The following is a 2,750-nucleotide window of genomic DNA, read 5'->3' as shown; positions in this document are numbered from 1 at the left end:
GCCGTCCTCGATGACCCGGCAGTGGTGCTCGTCCAGCCCGCGCAGCGCCAGGCGCGCCGTCGCCGAGGTGACGTCGAACCGGTCCCATTCCACCCGCGCCGGCCCGGAGTACTCGCCGTGGTGCAGGCCCGCCTCCGGGGTGCCGCCGTAGAAACCGCAGCGCAGGTAGGCGGTCTGGTCCCCGAGGCGTTCCAGGTGCAGCTGTCGGATCCGGCCGTCGTCCATGGTCAGGTCCACGAGTCCTTCGGTGAATACCCGGGTGTCGGGCTCGAAGCGCAGCCGCCGCCGCACGTCGACCACCCGGCCACTGCCCGGCCGTGGATCATCGAGTGGGTAGAGCACCTGTTTGCCCCACACGGCGACGTCGCCGAGGTCGATCCAGATCCCGCCCTTCCAACCGCCGCGCACTGCCCGGCCGCCGTTCATGGCCGGCCCTCCGACGCCGCGTCCCACGCCCCAGTGCCGGTCGCGGGTGCCGTGTGCCGACCCCGGCCCCCACTCCGCGAGGGTGTCGCCGTGCCGGACCCAGCCCTCGACGGTGCAGAAGCCCTCGAAGCCGGCGGTGACGTGGCGTTCGCCGTGCTCGACCTCGGGTCCCCACGCGGCGTTGTAGACGTGCCGGTGCGTGTCGGTGACGGTGAGGTCGTAGGAGAAGCCCCACTCGCCGTGCTCGAGCACGTGTCGCCAGCGGCGCAGGCCCTCGACGATCGTCGGGCGGAGCGGCCCCACCGCGAGATCGGTGCGGTCGTGCGCGAGCGGCCGGAACGCGCGCACCGAGCGGTGATCACCATGCAGGTTGGCGATCGCGTAGGACTCGGCCCGGCCGAGGTTCGGGTAGAAGCTGCCGCCCACCGCCAGCAGGAGGTCGCCGGTGTCGTCATGCAAGACGTTCCAGTAACGCTCGAAGAATCGCGGGTCGCGCGAGTCCGGCTCCTCCCCGCCGAGCGGCGCGGGCGCGGTGTGTAGGAGCTGGTCGTCCGCCGCGGCCAGGGCGGGGCTCATGCCTCGGCCCCCGGCCGCTGGGCCTCGGTGGTCACTGGTGGACCCTCCTTGTGGGCACCGGCAAGGTGCTCGTTGTTGGGATCCGGCGAGAGCCGGGGTGACGGCCCGTGGTGGTCGCCCGTTGAGGGCCCGCATGACACTGCCGCCCCCGGTTCTTGCGGGGCCTGGAACCGGCGACAGAGGGACGCGCCGCAGAGCGCCAGTCAGTGACCGCCCGGTGATCGGTCTCCTCGCCGGGTCGTCGCTGCCGCTGTGAGGAGATCCGATGTTCCTGCCCGAATGCCCGTTCTACGTTGGGATCGACTGGGCCGCCGAGACGCACGCGGTGTGTGTCCTCGACGGAGCCGGCAAGATCAAGGCCGAGTTCACCATCACGCACACCGCGGAAGGATTCGCCGAGCTGCTGCACCGGCTGGGTGGGCTGCGACCCGACCGGATCGAAGTGCCGGTCGGGATCGAACGCCCGGACGGGCGGCTGGTCGACGCGCTGCTCGAGGCCGGGCACCCGGTGGTGCCGGTCAGCCCGAACGCGATCAAGACCTGGCGCGACGGAGAGGTGCTCTCGGGTGCCAAGTCCGACGCCGGAGACGCCGCAGTGATCGCGGAGTACCTTCGGTTGCGGGCGCACCGGCTGCGCCCGGCAACCCCGTACACCTGCGAGACCAAGGCGCTGCGCACCGTGGTCCGCACCCGTGGTGACATCGTGGAGATGCGGGTGGCGGCGACCAACCAGCTCACCGCGCTGCTCGACAGCCACTGGCCCGGCGCCAAAGCGATCTTCGCTGATGTCGAGTCGCCGATCGCGCTGGCGTTCCTGACTCGCTACCCCACTGCCGCGCACGCCCGGCTGCTGGGCGAGAAACGCCTGCGTGCGTTCTGTGTCAAGCACGGCTACTCCGGGCGGCGCACCGCCGCGCAGCTGCTTGAGCGGCTCCGGGCCGCGCCCGCCGCCGGTACCCTCGATGAGACTCTCACCGAGGCTGTGCGTGACGCGGTGCTCGCTCTGGTCGCGGTCCTGACCGCGCTCGGTGTCGCCCGCAAGGCCCTGGACCGGTCGGTGGTCGCCCACCTCGGGGAGCACCCGGACGCCAAGATCTTCACGTCGCTGCCACGGTCGGGTCAGATCAACGCCGCCCAGGTGCTCGCCGAGTGGGGCGACTCCCGAGCAGCCTACGACGGCCCGGACGCCGTGGCAGCCCTCGCCGGGATGACCCCGGTGACCACCCAGTCCGGCAAACACCGGGCCGTGCACTTCCGGTGGGCCTGCAACAAACGCTTCCGCGTAGCGATCTCGACCTTCGCTGACAACAGCCGCCACGAAAGCCCCTGGGCCGCGAAGGTCTACACCGACGCGACAGCTCGCGGTCTTGACCACCCACACGCGGTGCGGGTGCTGGCCCGGGCCTGGATCCGGGTCATCTACCGCTGCTGGCTCGACGGTGTCCCCTACGACCCCATCCGACACGGCAACGCCGCGAGCCTGGCCCAGCCACACGCGGCCTGACCACGAACCCACCCCAGCCCAACCGCCGCGGTGGCCGCCCAACAGCGGGCAGGGCTTCGCCCTGCCCGCGGCTTCGCCCTGCCCAGGCCCGGCAGGGGCCCGCGGGTCAAGGACCGGCGCAGCCGGCCCCGCAGGGGCGCGCAGCGTCCTTGACGCGTGGGGGGCCGGGCCGTACACGCGGCCACCGCAAACCCAACCACGGCGAACCCCAACCAAGCCGGGGGTTGACACAGAGGGTGTCATG

General features: G+C 72.0%; 2 protein-coding genes. One reads left to right on the top strand and one right to left on the bottom strand.

Going from position 1 to position 2,750, the window contains the following annotated elements; translation table 11 throughout:
• On the bottom strand, positions 1-1,002 hold a 1,002-nt coding region (locus VGJ14_12315), incomplete at its 3' end, for a hypothetical protein (GenBank protein HEY2833202.1).
• Positions 1,003-1,267: 265 nt separating this feature from the next.
• Here VGJ14_12315 and VGJ14_12310 point away from each other — a divergent pair.
• Positions 1,268-2,506: an IS110 family transposase gene (locus VGJ14_12310; protein HEY2833201.1), complete on the top strand. Its 1,239-nt coding sequence runs from the start codon at positions 1,268-1,270 to the stop codon at positions 2,504-2,506.
• Positions 2,507-2,750 lie beyond the last annotated feature (244 nt).

It is taken from the genome of Sporichthyaceae bacterium (genome assembly GCA_036493475.1).
GTDB lineage: Bacteria > Actinomycetota > Actinomycetes > Sporichthyales > Sporichthyaceae > DASQPJ01.
Note: the sequence above shows the minus strand (reverse complement) of the source record. Positions and strands in the feature narration are given on the sequence as shown.